This is a genomic window from Burkholderia seminalis, from assembly GCF_001718535.1.
Taxonomy (GTDB): Bacteria; Pseudomonadota; Gammaproteobacteria; order Burkholderiales; family Burkholderiaceae; genus Burkholderia; species Burkholderia seminalis.
Map to the genome: position 1 here is coordinate 3,044,768 of NZ_CP013398.1, position 15,351 is coordinate 3,060,118.

Consider the following 15,351-nt stretch of genomic DNA (forward strand, 5'->3'; position numbering starts at 1 on the left):
ACCCGTACCCCGATAAATCCATGGAGGAGACACCCATGCAGGTTTGGCATCAGATCTACACGCCGCTCGGCAGCCTCGGGCTGTCGGCGTTCGTCGCCGCGATTCCGATCATCTTCTTTTTCGTCGCGCTGGCCGCACTGCGGATGAAAGGCCATGTCGCCGCCGCGATCACGCTGCTGCTGTCGCTCGGCGTCGCGATCCTCGCGTACGGGATGCCCGTGCCGCAGGCGCTCGCGGCCGCCGGCTTCGGCTTCGCCTACGGCCTGTGGCCGATCGCATGGATCATCGTCGCGGCCGTGTTCCTGTACAAGATCGTCGTGAAGACCGGCCAGTTCGACATCATCCGCGCGTCCGTGCTGTCGATCACCGACGACCAGCGCCTGCAGATGCTGCTGATCGGCTTCTCGTTCGGCGCATTCCTCGAAGGCGCCGCCGGCTTCGGCGCACCCGTCGCGATCACGGCCGCGCTGCTCGTCGGTCTCGGCTTCAAGCCGCTGCATGCGGCAGGACTGTGTCTGATTGCAAATACCGCGCCGGTCGCGTTCGGCGCGATGGGCATCCCGATCATCGTCGCCGGGCAGGTGACGGGCATCGATCCGTTCCACATCGGCGCGATGGCCGGCCGCCAGCTACCGCTGCTGTCGCTCGCGGTGCCGTTCTGGCTCGTGTTCATGATGGACGGACTGCGCGGCGTGCGGCAGACCTGGCCGGCCGCGCTCGTCGCGGGCGGCAGCTTCGCGGTCACGCAGTACTTCACGTCGAACCACATCGGGCCCGAGCTGCCGGACATCACGTCGTCGCTCGTCAGCCTCGTCGCGCTCGCGGCGTTCCTGAAGGCGTGGCAGCCGCGCACCGCGCGGCAGCCGGCCGGCGGCCTCGTCGCGTCCGGCGGCGGCGCGGCGCTGGCCGGGTTCGGCGCGAGCGGCACCGGCTTCGGCACCGGCACGAGCCGCCGGGCGTCGCCGTACACGCTCGCGCAGACGGTGCGCGCGTGGTCGCCGTTCCTGATTCTCACGGCCGTCGTCACCGTCTGGAGCCTCGCGCCGTTCAAGGCGCTGTTCGCCGCACACGGCGCGCTCGCGTCGACCGTGCTGAAGTTCCACGTGGCCGGGCTCGATCGGCTCGTCGTGAAGACCGCCCCGATCGCCGCGACGCCGAAGGCGCTCGACGCGGTGCTGAAGATCGATCTGGTGTCGGCGGTCGGCAGCGCGATCCTCGTGACCGCGCTGATCTCGATGGCGCTGTTGAAGATGAAGCCGCGCGACGCGCTCGTCACGTTCGGCGAGACGCTGAAGGAGCTGACGCGCCCGATCCTGTCGATCGGCCTCGTGCTCGCGTTCGCGTTCGTCGCGAACTACTCGGGGATGTCGTCGACGCTCGCGCTGATGCTGGCCGCGACCGGCGCCGCGTTCCCGTTCTTCTCGCCGTTCCTCGGCTGGCTCGGCGTGTTCCTGACGGGCTCCGATACCTCGTCGAACGCCCTGTTCTGCTCGCTGCAGCAGGCCACCGCGCACCAGCTCGGCGTGCCCGAGACACTCGCGGTCGCCGCGAACACGACGGGCGGCGTGACCGCGAAGATGATCTCGCCGCAGTCGATCGCGGTCGCATGCGCGGCGACGGGCCTCGTCGGCAAGGAGTCCGAGCTGTTCCGCTTCACGGTGCGGCACAGCCTGCTGTTCGCGGTGATCGTCGGGCTGATCACGCTCGTACAGGCGTACGTGCTGCCGGGAATGGTGCCGTAAGCGGCGCACCGGCGGCCCCACAAGACAAAAACCCCACGCCCGAACGGGCGTGGGGTTTTTCGTTTCGCGTGCCGATCGCCGGCGCGGGCCGGCGATTCGTCATGCGCGTCGCGCGATCAGCTGCCCTTCGCGATGCGATCCTGGATGTGCTGCGCGCGGCTCGCCGACGACGGGTGCGAGCTCATCATCGAGCTCTGGCCGCCGTCCAGCTGCGCGAGCTTCTGGAAGCCGGTGACGAGGCCCTTCTGGCTCATGCCCTTCTGCTTCATCAGGTCGAACGAGTAGTCGTCCGCCGCGCTTTCCTGCGATTGCGAGAACTGCGCGTTGATGAACTTCTCGGTGATGTCGCCGAGCTGCGAGCTCGACAGCGCCGCGACGCCCGGCGATGCCGCGCCGGCCGCGCTGCGCGCCGCGCTCACCGCGTACGCCGTCTGCATCGCCTTCTTCGAGTGGCCCAGTGCGACGTGGCCCATTTCATGGCCGATCACGCCGCGCAGCTCGTCGTCGTTCATCATGTCCATCAGGCCGCTGTACACGCGCACGCAGCCGTTGCCCATCGCCCACGCGTTGACGTCCTTGGTCATGTAGACCTTGTAGTTGATCTTCTGGCCGTTCAGCGTCATGTCGCCGAAGCCCTTCATCACCTTCGTCAGGCGCTTCGCGTATGCGCTGTTCGCCGGCGCGATCTTCGACTCGGCGTCGCTGGACTTGCACGATTCGTTCGACAGTGCCGCGATGTCGCTGTCCGACAGCGTCGCCGCCTTGTACAGGTTCGTCCCCGCCGACGTCAGGCTGTTCGCGTCCAGGCTCTGTACCCCGCCGCATGCGCTCAACAGGAACGCCACGCCACACGCCGCCACCGCTTTCTTGAGTTGCATCCCGGAATCCCTCGATAGTTGTATTTGGGAGCGGCGATTTTGCATAATCCGGCAGAAAATTACCAGATGTTTACATCGGATGACACCTTCATTACTCTATGAATTGAAATGAAGACGCGATTCGTCACCGAATTGACGACAAAAACGGAGCAATCGTCGCCCCCGGGCGACGTTCGGGACGGAAACCGGGCCGGCCGCCGCTCAGGCGGTCTGGTTGCTGCGCCGCGTCAACCGCCGCGCGACCAGCATCGGCAGGCGCACCGCGAAACCGGCGAACAGGCGCAGGTGCATCCACGCGAGCAGCGCGTTGTCGCGGCCATAGTGGAAGTGCGAGACGCCGCCCTCGTGCCGGCCGAAATAGCGCACCGGCGCGTCGATGCGGATCGGGCGCACGCCGGCCCAGCACAGCCGCACGGCCGCTTCGGGATCGAAGTCGAAACCGCGCATCCACGGCTGGCGCCGCATGATCGCCGCGAGCGGCGCGACCGGATACACGCGAAACCCGTACAGCGAATCGCCGATACCGGCCCACAGCGTCTCGAGGTCGGCCCAGGCGTTCGACAGCCGGCGGCCCTGCACGCGCAGCTGCGGCGCGCTCGCGTCGAACTTCGGCACGCCGAGCACCATCGCGTCGGGCTCGGCCTGCGACGCGGCCATGAAGGCGGGAATCAGGTCGGCCGGATGCTGGCCGTCGGAATCCATCGTCAGCACGTGCGTGAAGCCGCTCGCGGCCGCCGCGTCGAGCCCCGCGAGCACCGCGGCGCCCTTGCCGCGATTCTCCGGCAGCACGATCACGCGCAATCCGGGATCGCGCTTCGCCATCGCCTGCAGCCGTTCGGCGCTCCCGTCGGTGCTGCCGTCGACGACGACCCACACCGGGTTCCACCGCGCGCGCGCCTGGCGCACGGTCGTGTCGACCTTGACACCCGGGTTGTAGCTCGGGATCAGCACGAGATGGGTGGACGAGGCGTGCAGCTTGGACATGGAAACAGCCGATTGCGAAGACGGGGATCCTGACAAAATTTTATGACTTGCCGGCGAACGTCGGCAGGCTTCGTCGAGGACATCGTCGACGCCATTCGCCGGTTGCCGGATCGTGAGGTTCTCGCGCTTCATGACAGCCACTCCATTGCATGTCCCGCACTGGCCTCGATCTCGACCAGCAGGTCGTCGCGGCACACGTCCGCGTGCACGAACAGCGGCCGCACGCGTGGCCCGGCCGCGTCGCGCAGCACGCGCCCGATCGCGGCGAGCGCCGCGGCATCGCCGGCGTCGCGCACGTAGACGCGATAGCTCAGGTCGGCGAGCGAGAACGGGCCATGCCCCTGCCGCGCGGCCTGCTCGAGCACGGCCGCGAGATTCGCGACCGTCTCGCGCGTCTGCGCGACGACGTCGCCGTGATGCACGGTGCGATGCCCGACGATGCTCGCGGTACCCGATACGAACAGCACCGGCGCCGCGGCCCCAGCGGCCCACGCGGCGGCGCGCGCGAACGTCGGCGCACGCGGGCCGTACTGCGCCGGGTAGTGGTACGCGCTCACCTGGCGCGGATTCTCGACCGGATCGGCCGGCGTGCGGCTCGCGAGAAAATGAACCGCGAGCGGCGCGGCCGGCGGGGCATCGCCCGCGACCGGCACGACCGAGCCGAGCGCACACGCGGCCGGCACGCCGCCCGTCAGCGCGCGACGGCACGCGTCGAACGCTTGCTGGCGGCCGATATTGAACTGACGATAGCGCTCGATCCCGAACTGCACCGCGTTGATCGCCGGCACCGTGTTCCAGATGCGCAGCGGATGCGGCATGTCGAGCGCATCGAGCAGGTCGAACAGCATGCGGTATGCATCGAACGTCGCGCGCTCGAGCGGCGTACCGCCGTCATACGCATTGTGCGTGACATGCGTCTCCTGCACGACGAGGCTGCCGAACACGAGCCCGGCCGTTTCGCTGTAGCGGTAGTGCAGCGCGCCGCGCCGTTCGCTGCGCAGGTCGCGCGCATCGCATTGCCAGATTTCGCAGACGGCGTCGTGCGGCGCGGCATCGGCGCCGAGCAGCGCCATCCGCACCGGTGCGACCGGCAGGTCGGGCGCGGTATCGGCAAGGATCCGTTGCGCGGCATCGGCATGCGAGCCGGCCGCGCCGATGCACACCGCGCCCAGCGCGCCCGGCACGACGTGGTCGAGCCGCGCGGCATGCAGCAACGCGACGAGCCGCGCATGGCTCATCTGGACGAGCCGCAGCGCGCGGTCGCCGCCATGCGCGAACGGCGCGGTGGCGGACGGCGGCGAACACGAGCGCCGTTCGGCGTCGACGGGATGCACGGACACTTCGATTTCCTCACTATGCGGCGCGGGCCGCGCGGCAACACGGCCCTGCGCCGCGTTGCGTTACGCGACGGACGCGGCGCGCGTCGTCACGCGAGACCGCCGTTGACGGACAGCACCTGCCCCGTCACATAAGCCGCGGCGTCGGACACCAGATACGCGACCATCGCCGCGACTTCGTCGGGCCGGCCCGCGCGTTGCGCGGGCACGAGCTGCTTGATGCGTTCGGCGGGAAACGCCTGTTCGGCCATCGGCGATTCGATGATGCCGGGCGCCACCGCGTTGACGGTGATGCCGCGCGACGCGAGCTCCAGCGACAGCGACTTCGTCGCGCCGATCAGCCCCGCCTTCGCGGCCGCGTAGTTGACCTGCCCGCGATTGCCGGTCACGCCGGCCACCGACGCGATGTTGACGATCCGCCCGCGGCGCGTGCGGATCATCGGCAGCAGCAACGGCTGCGTGACGTTGAAAAAGCCGTTGAGCGTCACGTCGATCACGCTGTGCCATTGCCGTTGCGACATGCCGGCCATCGGCGCGTCGTCGTGAATGCCTGCGTTGTTGACGAGGATCTGCACCGGCGACGTGTCGATGAAAGGCTTCAGCGCGGCGAGCGTCGCTTCGGCGTCGGTCACGTCGAATGCGATCGCATGCGCGCTGCCGCCGGCCGCGACGATCTGCTGCGCGACCGCCTCCGCCTGCGCGAGATGGCGGTTCGCATGCACCCATACTTCATGGCCGGCCTGCGCGAGCGCCGTGCAGATCGCCTGCCCGAGTGCGCCGCTGCCGCCCGTCACGAGCGCCCGCATCGAATTGCTCCGTTCATCGCGTTTCACCTCGATCGACGCGACGGCGAACCGTACGCCGATCGCCGCCGCATCCCGTCATGCACTGCGCGCCACCGTTACTTCGTGCGATGCGCGGCGACGTACGCGGCCAGCGCGCCGAGCGTCGCGAAGATCGTCTGGTTGTCCGGATTGTCCGAGCGCAGTTCGAAGCCGAATTTCTTCGAGATCAGCAGCGCGATTTCCAGGATGTCGATGGAGTCGAGCCCGAAACCTTCGCCATACAGCGGAGTGTCGGCCGTCACTGTGTCGAGCGGGACGTCTTCGAGATTCAGTTCGCCGATGATCAGCGTGGCGAGCTCTTGTTCCAGTGCGTTCATCATGCGTGCGGGCAGGCGGCCCATGGCAGCGGAAGGCGCCCGGAAAAGGCAACCGTCGTGCACGCCCGGCGCGTGCCAATCTCCGTCCCTCCGGCGTCTGCCGGCTTCCCCGCCTGCGTTGTCTGGGGATGGTTTGTAAAAGTTACGCGGATTCTAGACGAAGGGTATCGGGGCGTATACCGTGAATGGTTACAGACTGGCGAGCCGGCGCCGCGGCCCGTTTCGCGACGCGAATGCACGAGACGCTTGAGCCGCTTTGGATGGAAATGGACCGACCCCGCGAAACCGTTCGTCCGGTGCCATACAATCGGTTACAAAACCCGGTCGCACCGGCCCCGAACGCGCGGCGCCGCGGCCCTAAAATGAGCGTGCCCGACCACCGGCCCGGACCCGCGTCCGGGCCGCCATTCATATGATGTTTGACGACCCGACCACCGTGTCCGGCCACGATCCGCCCGATGTCTCCAGTCATGCCGCGTCCGCCCTTCCGCTCCGTTCCGGTTCGCCTGTCCGTCCGCCGCCGTGCCGCGGCCGCGGCCCGGTGCCCGCGCCGTGCGCACGGAGGCGGCCGATGAGCCGGCTGCTGTCGGTCCTGCGCGGCGCGGCAGCGGTCGGTGCCGTGGCGGCCTACCAGGCCGGCGCGCACTACGCGAGCGCGACGCCGGGCGCGCACGGCTTCGGGCTCGCGATGGCGCTCGTGCCGCCGCTGCTGCTCGCGCTCGGCGCGGCGCTGCGTTCGCCGCGGCGCGCATGGCTCGTGCCGGCGTGGCTGCTGGCCGCCGCCGCGCTGTGGGGGGCTCGCGCGCCGCTCGCGCGGCACTTCGAATGGGGCCTGTATCTGGAACACGCGAGCTTCAACCTCGCGATGGCGCTGCTGTTCGGCCGCACGCTCGCGGCCGGCCAGGTGCCGCTGTGCACGCGCTTCGCGGCGATGATCCACGGCACGGTCACGCCGGCCGTCGCGCGTTACACGCGGCGGATCACGCTCGCGTGGACGCTGTTCTTCGTCGCGACCGCCGCCGTGTCGACGCTGCTGTTCGCGACCGCGCCGATCGTCACGTGGTCGACGTTCGCGAACTACCTGTCGCTGCCGCTCGTCGCCGTGATGTTCGCCGCCGAGCATGCGTGCCGGCGCTTCGCGCTGCCGCACGAACCGCGGCCCCGGATGGCCGACGCGGTGCGCGCGTACCGCGCGACGGCACACGCGTCGCAGGCGTCACGATGAATTCATGACCGGCGCGCCGCCGCGCCGGCCTTCGCCCCCGTTTTGACCGATTTATGCCGACTCACCCGCTGGTATTCCATTCCTCGCCGGACCAGACGATCGCCTGGCGCGACGGTACGCCCGTCACCGTGCGCGCGTTCGTCGCCGACGTCGCGCGCGTGGCCGCCGCGCTGCCCGCCGGCGGCCACGTGTTCAACGTGTGCCGCGACCGCTACCGTTTCGCGGTCAGCCTGTGCGCGGCGCTCGTCGCCGGCAAGATCAGCCTGCTGCCGTCGACGCACACGCCGGAAATGGTCCGCCAGCTCGCCTCGTTCGCACCCGACGCGTTCTGCCTGCACGACGCGCCCGACTGCACGATCGACCTGCCGCGCTTCGCCTATCCCGATGCCGCGCCCGGCGCGCTTGCGGACGACGCGCCGTTCGCCGTGCCGCGGATCGACGCGGCGCGAATCATGGCCTACGTGTTCACGTCCGGCTCGACCGGCACGCCAGTGCCGCACCGCAAGACCTGGGGTTTCCTGGTCGGCTGCGTGCGCGCGGCGGCCGACCGCCTCGGGCTGCTCGACGGGCGCGCGGCCACGCTGATCGGCACGGTGCCCGCGCAGCACATGTACGGCTTCGAGTCGACGGTGCTGCTCGCGCTGATCGGCGGCCTCGCGTTCAGCAACCGCCAGCCGTTCTACCCGGTCGACATCCGCGACGAGCTCGACGCGATCCCGCAGCCGCGCGTGCTCGTCACGTCGCCGATCCACCTGCGGGCGCTGCTGTCCGCCGGCCATGCGCTGCCGCCGGCGGCCCTCGTGCTGTCGGCCACCGCGCCACTGTCGGAAAAACTCGCGTGCGAAGCCGAAGCCGCGCTCGACGCGCCGCTCGTCGAGATTTACGGCAGCACGGAAACCGGCCAGATCGCGACGCGCCGCACGTCGCGGGGCGCGGCGTGGGAACTGTTCCCGGACATCCGCCTCGACGCGCGCGCCGAACCGGACGGCGACGACAGCGGGCCGACCGTGTGGGTATCGGGCGGGCACGTCGAGGCGCCCGTGCCGATGGGCGATGCGCTCGAACTGCTCGGCGACGGCCGGTTCCTGCTGCACGGCCGCAAGGCCGACCTTGTGAACATCGCCGGCAAGCGTACGTCGCTCGCCTACCTGAATCATCAGCTCAACGCGATTGCGCAGGTAGTCGACGGCGTGTTCTTCATGCCCGACGAAGCCGCGCCCGCGCACGGCGATACCGGCCTCGAACCGGTCACGCGCCTCGTCGCGCTCGTCGTCGCGCCGACGCTCACGGCCGCCGATCTGCAGCGCGCGCTGCGCGAGCGGATCGATCCTGCATTCATGCCGCGCCCGCTCGTGTTCGTCGACGCGCTGCCGCGCAACGAAACGGGCAAGCTGCCGCGCGACGTGCTCGCCGCGCTCGTCGCGCAACATGCGCGCGCGACGGCCGCGCCGGCGCCCGAACGCGCCGCGGCCGCCTCCGCACTCGCGTTCACGATTCCCGCCGATCATCCGGCGCTGCCCGGCCACTTCCCCGGCCATCCGGTCGTGCCGGGCGTCGTGCTGCTCGATCACGCGATCCGCGCGATCGGCACGGCGCTGAACCGCCCGCTGCACGCATGGCGGCTCGGTTCCGCGAAATTCCTGAGCCCGGTCGCCCCGGGCGAACCGCTCGATCTCGCATACGACACCGCGGCCGGCGGCGCGATCCGCTTCACGCTGCGCGTCGGGTCGCGCGAAGTCGCGACCGGCGTGCTGTCCGCGCCGCCGGCCGCGCGGGATGGCGCGCAGCCATGAAGCGCACCGCGTGGGCCGAACGCCAGGAACGCAGCAACGCCGGTTTGCTGCGCACGATGACGTGGATCTCGCTGCGCTTCGGCCGGCAGCGCGCGCGCCTCGTGCTGCACCTGATCGCGACGTACTTCGTGCTGTTCTCGCCGGCCGCGTGCGCCGCGTCGCGCGATTACCTGCGCCGCGTGCTCGGCCGCCCCGCGCGCTGGCGCGACGTGTACCGGCACGTGTTCACGTTCGCGGCGACGATTCACGACCGCATCTACCTGATGAACGGACGCTTCGACCTGTTCGACATCCGGCTGCACGGCGAGACGCTCGTCGACGATGCGCTCGCGGGCGGCCGCGGCGCGTTCCTGATGGGCGCGCACCTCGGCAGCTTCGAGGTCGTGCGCGCGATCGGCCGCACGCATCCGGACCTGCGCGTCGTCGTCACGATGTACGAGACGAATGCGCGCAAGATCAACGCGACACTCGCCGCGGTGAACCCGGCCGCGAAGCCCGAAGTGATTCCGCTCGGGCAGGTCGACTCGATGCTGAAGGTGCGCGAGCGCCTCGACGCGAACTGCATGGTCGGCATGCTCGCCGACCGCACGCTGCTCGACGACGCGGCCGCGTCGCTGCGGCGGCTGCCGCTGCTCGGCACGCCGGCCGCGTTCCCGCGCGGGCCGCTGTACATGGCCGCGATGCTCAAGCGCCCGGTGATCTTCATGACGGGCCTCTATCGCGACGGCAACCGCTACGACGTGCACTTCGAGACGCTCGCCGATTTCTCCGACGTGCGGCGCGACACGCGCGCGGCGGCCGTCGACACGGCACTCGCGCGCTACGTCGCGCTACTCGACAAGTACTGCCGCGCGGCGCCGTACAACTGGTTCAACTTTTTCGATTTCTGGCAAGACGGCGACGCCGCGGCCGCGCGCCGCGACACCGCGCACGCCGGTGCCGACCTGCCCGCCACGAGGGATTCCGACGCATGACCGCCGTTCGCCGCTTTCCGCTTCCGTTCGCGGCGCGCCGCGCCGCGCGCCTGCTCGCCACCGCGGCCGCCGCGCTCGCGCTGGCCGTGCCCGCGCGCGCGGCCGACACGACGCCTGCGTGGAACCTCGACCGGCTGATGTCGACGCTCGCGCGGCACAAGTCGGGACGCGCGACGTTCACCGAGACGAAGTACCTGTCGATCGCCACGCAGCCGGTCGAATCGTCCGGCGAGCTCGTGTTCGTCGCCCCCGATCATCTGGAAAAGCACACCCTGAGCCCGAAGCCCGAACATCTCGTGGTCGACGGCGACATGCTCACGGTCGAGCGCAACAACCGCACGTTCACGCTCGCGCTCGCGCGCTATCCGGAACTCGGCGCGTTCATCGACAGCATCCGCGCGACGCTCGCCGGCAACCGCTTCGCGCTCGAACAGGTGTACAAGGTCGCCCTTTCCGGGCGCGGCGACGACTGGACGCTGACGCTCACGCCGCTCGACGCGCGGATGCTGAAGGTCGTCAGCACGATCACGCTCGACGGCACGCGCGACGAATTGCGCGGCGTCGCGATCCGGCAGGCCGACGGCGACCGGTCGGTGATGCGCCTGCAACCCGTTGCGGCGACCGCGAACTGATGGACGAACGCACGCGCCCCTCCCCCGTCGCGCGCCGCCTGCACGTGTGGCGGCAGCGCGCGGTGCTCGTGTGGCTGCTCGCGCTCGCCGCATGCGGCGTCGCGATCGGGCGTGCGCACTTCACGGCCGACCTGTCCGCGTTCCTGCCGAGTTCGCCGAGCGCCGGACAGCGCGTGCTCGTCGACCAGTTGCGCGACGGCATCGTGTCGCGGCTGATCCTCGTCGCGATCGACGGCGGCGATGCGGCCACGCGTGCCGCACTGTCGCGGCGCGTCGCCGGCGCGCTGCGCGCCGATCCGCAATTCGCGGCCGTGCACAACGGCGAAGCCGCGAACGACGCGCGCGATCGGCAGTTCGTCTTCGATCACCGCTACCTGCTGAGCCCGGCCGTCACGCCGCGGCGCTTCAGCGCCGACGGCCTGCACCGCGCGCTCGGCGACAGCCTCGACCTGCTGAGCTCGTCGGCCGGCCTCGTCGCCAAGGCGATGCTGCCGCGCGACCCGACCGGCGAAGTCACCGCGCTCGTCGACCAGCTCGACAGTGCGGCCGAACCGGCGAGCCGCGACGGCGTGTGGGCATCGCGCGACGGCACGCGCGCGGTGCTCGTCGTGCAGACGGCCGCCGCCGGCGCCGATACCGACGCGCAGGCACGCGCGATCGACACGGTGCGCCGCGCGTTCGCCGCCGCGCAACAGGCCGTCCCGAATGCAGCGGCGAACACGCTGGCGATGACGGGCCCCGGCGTGTTCTCGGTCGACACGCGCGACACGATCCGGCATGACGTCGAGCGCCTGTCGACGGCGAGCGTCGTGCTGATCGTCGCGCTGCTGCTCACGCTGTACCGTTCGCCGCGCACGCTCGCGCTCGGGCTGCTGCCGGTGCTGACCGGCGTCGCGGCCGGGATCGCGGCGGTCAGCGTCGCGTTCGGCACGGTCCACGGGCTCACGCTCGGTTTCGGCACGACGCTGATCGGCGAAGCCGTCGACTACTCGATCTACCTGTTCGTGCAATCGGCGCAGGCCGGCACGCGCGGCGCCGCGCGCCCGGGCGACGCGACACGCGCATGGGTCGCCGCGTACTGGCCGACGATCCGGCTCGGCGTGCTGACGTCCGTGTGCGGATTCGCGTCGATGCTGTTCTCCGGATTCCCGGGCCTCGTGCAGCTCGGGCTGTATTCGATCGTCGGGCTGACGGCCGCCGCGCTCGTCACGCGCTTCGTGCTGCCGCACCTGCGCGGCGAGCACGTCGCGATCCGCGACGTATCGCGCATCGGCGCGGCGCTCGCACGGGCGGCCGATGCCGCGCCGCGGCTGCGCTGGCCGCTCGCCGCGCTAGTGGTCGCCGCGACCGCGACGCTCGTGCTGCATCGCGACGGCCTGTGGAGCCGCGAACTCGCCGCGCTCAGCCCCGTGCCTGCGGCGGCGCAGGCACTCGACGCGCGACTGCGCGCCGACGTCGGCGCGCCCGACGTGCGCTACCTCGTCGTGATCGCCGCGCCGACCGAACAGGCCGCGCTCGAAGGCGCGGAGAAAGTCGCCGCGCAATTGCAGCCGCTCGTCGACCAGGGCGCGCTCGCCGGTTTCGAAAGCCCCGCGCGCTACCTGCCGAGCGATGCCGCGCAGCGCGCGCGCCTCGCGAGCCTGCCGGATGCGGACGTGCTCGCCGCCCGGATGCGCGACGCCGTCGCGAACCAGCCGATCGCCGTGAAGCCCGAGCTGTTCGCACCGTTCATCGCCGACGTCGACGCCGCACGCCACGCGCCGCTGCTGACGCGCGCGGACCTGCGCGGCACGTCGATGGCGCTGGCCGTCGATGCGCTGCTGACCGAACGTGACGGCCGCTGGAACGCGATGTTGCCGCTGCGCGCGCCGGACGCCGCACGCGCCGCGCAGCCGACGGCCGGCCTCGACGCGACGCCGATTCGCGCGGCCGTCGCGCGCGCGGGCGTGCCCGACGCGCTGTTCGTCGACATGAAGGCCGAAGCCGATCGCCTCTACGTGAGCTACGTGCGCGAGGACATCCGGCTGTCGCTCGCGGGTTTCGCCGCGATCGCCGTGCTGATGCTGATCGCGCTGCGCTCGCCGCGCGTTGCCGCGCGCGCGCTCGCACCGCTCGTCGCGGCCGTGCTGGTCGTGACGGCCGGCTTCGCGCTGGCCGGCGTGCAGTTGACGATCCTGCATCTCGTCGGAATGCTGCTGATCGTCGCGGTCGGCTCGAACTACGCGCTGTTCTTCTGCAAGCGCGACGACGCGCAGCCCGTGACGCCGTACACGCTCGTGTCGCTGCTGATCGCGAACCTCGCGACGGTCGCCGGCTTCGGGTTGCTCGCGCTGTCGCGCGTGCCGCTGCTCGAAACCTTCGGGCTGACCGTCGGCCCCGGCGCGATGCTCGCGCTCGCCTTCGCGGCGATTCTCGCGCCGCGCGCCGCGGCGGCCGGCGATCGTCGTCAACGGAGTCCGGCATGAACGCGCCGCCGTCCGTTCCATCGCATCGGGCCGGCGATGCGCGCCGCTGGAAACCGACGCCGCTGATCGCCGGCGCGGCCGCGTTGCACGCGGGTGCGGCGGCCGCCGTCATCGCGCAGCCGGCCGCGTGGCCGTGGGCCGTCGGTGGCGTGGTCGCGTCGCATCTCGCGCTGACGGCCGCCGGCCTGTGGCCGCGCAGCGCGCTGCTCGGCCCGAACTGGACGCGTCTGCCGACGGGTGCCGGCCGCCGGATCGCGCTGACGATCGACGACGGCCCGGACCCGGACGTCACGCCGCGCGTGCTCGACCTGCTCGACCGTTACGACGCGCGCGCGACATTCTTCTGCATCGGCGATCTCGCGCGCCGTCATCCGCGGTGGATCGAGGCGATCGTCGCGCGCGGCCATGCGGTCGAGAACCATAGCCAGCGGCACCGGCATACGTTCTCGCTGTCGGGGCCCGCCGCACTGCGGCGCGAGATCTCGGCCGCGCAACGGACGCTGACCGAGATCGCCGGCACGCGCCCGCTGTTCTTCCGCGCGCCGGCCGGCCTGCGCAATCCGTTTCTCGAACCGGTGCTGTGCGAACTCGGCCTGCAGCTCGCCAGCTGGACGCGACGCGGTTTCGACACGCGCACCCGCGATGCCGCGATCGTCACACAGCGCCTGCTGCACGGGCTCGATGCGCGCGACATCCTGCTGGTGCACGACGGTCACGCGGCACGCGATGCGCGCGGCGAACCGGTCGTGCTCGACGTGCTGCAGGCGGTACTGCACGCCGCCGCCGATGCGCAGTTGCACTGGACCACGCTGCGCGCGGCGCTCGCGCCCGAACCGTCCGGCCAGCCGGGCATTCCGGCCCCCCCGTTTGATAAAATCTGACCTCGAACGGCGCGCCTGCCAGCCGTGCTGCGGCGCCCGTTCCGGCCACCGGATGCGACCCTCGTGAAACCTCTCCTGCTCTCGCACTTCACCGCCACCAGCTGCATCGGCCGCGGCCTCGACGCGACCCTCGATGCGCTGCGCCACGCTCGTGGCGGGCTCACGCCGTGCGACTTCGAGCGCGCGAACCTCGACACATGGATCGGCGCGGTGGACGGGGTCGATGCACACCCCGTGCGCGCGGATCTCGCCGACTTCGAATGCCGCAACAACCGCCTCGCGCAGCTCGGCCTCATGCAGGACGGCTTCGACGCAAGCGTTGCGGCGGCCGTCGCGCGCTACGGTGCGGCGCGCGTCGGCGTGTTCGTCGGCACGAGCACGGCCGGCATCCTCGAGACCGAACACGCATACCGGCACCGCGACCCGGCGAACGGCGCACTGCCGGCCGGCTTCCGCTATGCGCAAACGCACAACCCGTATTCGCCGGCGGCATTCGTGCGCGCGTATTTCGCGCTGCGCGGGCCGGCGATGGCGATCTCGTCCGCGTGCTCGTCCGGCGCGAAGGTGTTCGGCTCCGCGCGCCGCATGATCGAGGCCGGGCTGATCGACGCGGCCGTCGTCGGTGGCGTCGATTCGCTGTGCCTGACGACGCTGTACGGCTTCAATTCGCTCGAGCTGCTGTCGCGCCGGCCGTGCCGGCCGTTCGACGTCGCGCGCGACGGCATCTCGATCGGCGAGGCCGCCGCGTTCGCGCTCGTCGAGCGCGTGCCCGGCCCGCCCGCCGCGCTCGACGACGACGCGATCCTGCTGCTCGGCATCGGCGAATCGAGCGATGCGCATCACATGTCGTCGCCGCATCCGGAAGGGCTCGGCGCGCGCACCGCGATCGAGCAGGCGCTCGCGTCCGCCGGCCTCGGCGCACGCGATATCGACTACGTGAACCTGCACGGCACCGCGACGCCGAGCAACGATGCAGCCGAAAGCCGCGCGGTCGGCGCGCTGTTCGCCAGCACGCCGTCCAGTTCGACGAAGGGCGCGACCGGCCACACGCTCGGCGCGGCCGGCGCGCTTGAAGCCGTCGTCGCCGCGCTCGCGCTGCGCGAGCAGTTCGTGCCGGCCGGCATCAACACGACGCAACCCGACCCGGCGCTCGCGGCCGACTACGTGCTCGCGAGCCGCGACACGCGTGTGCGCGCCGTCCTGTCCAATTCATTCGGCTTCGGCGGCACCAATTGCAGCCTGATCCTCGGCCGCGCCGATCACGCACGCCGTTGAGGC

13 protein-coding genes are annotated in these 15,351 nt (G+C 71.0%); 8 read left to right on the plus strand and 5 right to left on the minus strand.

Annotated features, from left to right (window positions below; all coding sequences use genetic code 11):
• Positions 1-35 precede the first annotated feature (35 nt).
• On the plus strand, positions 36-1,742 hold the full coding sequence (locus WJ12_RS13795; RefSeq protein ID WP_059557106.1) for a lactate permease LctP family transporter: 1,707 nt from the start codon (positions 36-38) through the stop codon (positions 1,740-1,742).
• Positions 1,743-1,858: 116 nt separating this feature from the next.
• Here WJ12_RS13795 and loiP read toward each other — a convergent pair whose 3' ends face one another.
• The 5 genes from loiP to WJ12_RS13820 all read right to left on the minus strand — a co-directional run bounded on the left by loiP (position 1,859) and on the right by WJ12_RS13820 (position 6,127).
• Positions 1,859-2,620: a metalloprotease LoiP gene (gene loiP, locus WJ12_RS13800; RefSeq protein ID WP_034189592.1), complete on the minus strand. Its 762-nt coding sequence runs from the start codon at positions 2,618-2,620 to the stop codon at positions 1,859-1,861.
• Positions 2,621-2,821: 201 nt separating this feature from the next.
• The gene (locus WJ12_RS13805; protein ID WP_034189593.1) at positions 2,822-3,604 is read right to left on the minus strand and encodes a glycosyltransferase family 2 protein; all 783 of its coding nucleotides are present in this window, start codon (positions 3,602-3,604) and stop codon (positions 2,822-2,824) included.
• Positions 3,605-3,732: 128 nt separating this feature from the next.
• Entirely contained in the window at positions 3,733-4,944 is a 1,212-nt protein-coding gene (locus tag WJ12_RS13810) for a chorismate transformation FkbO/Hyg5 family protein (protein ID WP_059557105.1), read from the minus strand.
• An 86-nt stretch (positions 4,945-5,030) separates the two neighbouring features.
• Positions 5,031-5,747 carry a 3-oxoacyl-ACP reductase FabG gene (gene fabG, locus WJ12_RS13815; RefSeq protein WP_034189595.1) on the minus strand — a complete coding sequence of 239 codons (717 nt, stop codon included), beginning with the start codon at positions 5,745-5,747 and terminating at the stop codon, positions 5,031-5,033.
• A gap of 95 nt (positions 5,748-5,842) precedes the next feature.
• Positions 5,843-6,127 carry a phosphopantetheine-binding protein gene (locus tag WJ12_RS13820; protein WP_080287884.1) on the minus strand — a complete coding sequence of 95 codons (285 nt, stop codon included), beginning with the start codon at positions 6,125-6,127 and terminating at the stop codon, positions 5,843-5,845.
• Between the two features lie 547 nt (positions 6,128-6,674).
• Here WJ12_RS13820 and WJ12_RS13825 point away from each other — a divergent pair.
• The 7 genes from WJ12_RS13825 (at position 6,675) to WJ12_RS13855 (ending at position 15,348) form a co-directional block, all read left to right on the plus strand.
• A complete protein-coding gene (locus WJ12_RS13825) occupies positions 6,675-7,328 on the plus strand; it encodes a COG4648 family protein (RefSeq protein WP_059557119.1) in 654 nt (217 codons plus the stop codon).
• A gap of 53 nt (positions 7,329-7,381) precedes the next feature.
• Complete coding sequence (locus WJ12_RS13830) at positions 7,382-9,121, plus strand: acyl-CoA synthetase family protein (protein ID WP_059557104.1); 1,740 nt, start codon at positions 7,382-7,384, stop codon at positions 9,119-9,121.
• Positions 9,118-10,095, plus strand: a complete 978-nt coding sequence (locus WJ12_RS13835; RefSeq protein ID WP_059557103.1) for an LpxL/LpxP family acyltransferase — start codon at positions 9,118-9,120, stop codon at positions 10,093-10,095. The genes WJ12_RS13830 and WJ12_RS13835 overlap by 4 nt, the downstream gene beginning before the upstream one ends.
• Positions 10,092-10,727 carry a LolA-related protein gene (locus WJ12_RS13840; RefSeq protein ID WP_034189598.1) on the plus strand — a complete coding sequence of 212 codons (636 nt, stop codon included), beginning with the start codon at positions 10,092-10,094 and terminating at the stop codon, positions 10,725-10,727. Before WJ12_RS13835 ends, WJ12_RS13840 begins: the two co-directional genes overlap by 4 nt.
• Entirely contained in the window at positions 10,727-13,192 is a 2,466-nt protein-coding gene (locus WJ12_RS13845) for an MMPL family transporter (RefSeq protein ID WP_059557102.1), read from the plus strand. Before WJ12_RS13840 ends, WJ12_RS13845 begins: the two co-directional genes overlap by 1 nt.
• Positions 13,189-14,073: a polysaccharide deacetylase family protein gene (locus WJ12_RS13850; protein WP_059557101.1), complete on the plus strand. Its 885-nt coding sequence runs from the start codon at positions 13,189-13,191 to the stop codon at positions 14,071-14,073. The genes WJ12_RS13845 and WJ12_RS13850 overlap by 4 nt, the downstream gene beginning before the upstream one ends.
• A gap of 63 nt (positions 14,074-14,136) precedes the next feature.
• Positions 14,137-15,348 carry a beta-ketoacyl-[acyl-carrier-protein] synthase family protein gene (locus WJ12_RS13855; RefSeq protein WP_059557118.1) on the plus strand — a complete coding sequence of 404 codons (1,212 nt, stop codon included), beginning with the start codon at positions 14,137-14,139 and terminating at the stop codon, positions 15,346-15,348.
• Positions 15,349-15,351: the final 3 nt, after the last annotated feature.